Raw genomic sequence first — 702 nt, 5'->3', positions numbered from 1 at the left:
CAACGAATTATTCGCATTATGGATGGCACGATTGCCTCCGATCAGGAGACTAGTTATGAGAGCCGGTGAATTAATACGAACGGCACTTAAATCCTTGTTAACAAATAGAAAACGCAGTTTGTTAACTATGTTGGGTATTATCATTGGTATCACTTCCGTGATCACGATTATTTCTTTGGGAAACGGTGTTAAAAAGGCTACTTTAAAAAATCTTCAAGCCACAAAAACAGGCAAACAAACTGTAACAATCGATTACTATGCAAATGATAGCAATGATTATCAGGCTGGTTTTGACCAAGCAGATCTTACTTTGTTAAAAAGCAAAAATGATTTAGGCGTGAGCAATGTAAAAATTCAAAGAGTAACCAAAGAATTCCAGATCACGGCCGTTATTTTTGATACGAATAAAAATTTAACTGCGACAGCTGTCAAAGATCGACCAGGTGTCAGGCTGATTGCCGGCAAAAATATTAGTAGCTATGATAATAGTGTTCAAAATCAACGATTGTTGATTTCTAAGCAAACCGCTCTGAAAAACTTTAAAAGTATAAAAGGCGCTCTGGGTGCTTCAATTCTAATTAACGGTCTTTCCTATACGGTTGTTGGTATTTATGCAAATAATAGCGAGTCGCCTTATGACACTAATTTAATTCTGCCGCAGGCAACCTATTTTCAAAGACAAGCCAACGATCAGGGCAATAG

General features: G+C 37.2%; 1 protein-coding gene. It reads left to right on the top strand.

Annotated elements, in window-relative coordinates:
• Nucleotides 1–127 precede the first annotated feature (127 nt).
• Nucleotides 128–702 (top strand): ABC transporter permease (locus tag KH893_RS11255; protein ID WP_345803738.1); only part of this gene is annotated, 575 nt, incomplete at its 3' end.

The organism is Liquorilactobacillus sicerae (genome assembly GCF_029916425.1).
GTDB lineage: Bacteria > Bacillota > Bacilli > Lactobacillales > Lactobacillaceae > Liquorilactobacillus > Liquorilactobacillus sicerae.
This window is presented reverse-complemented; position numbering and strand designations above follow the sequence as displayed.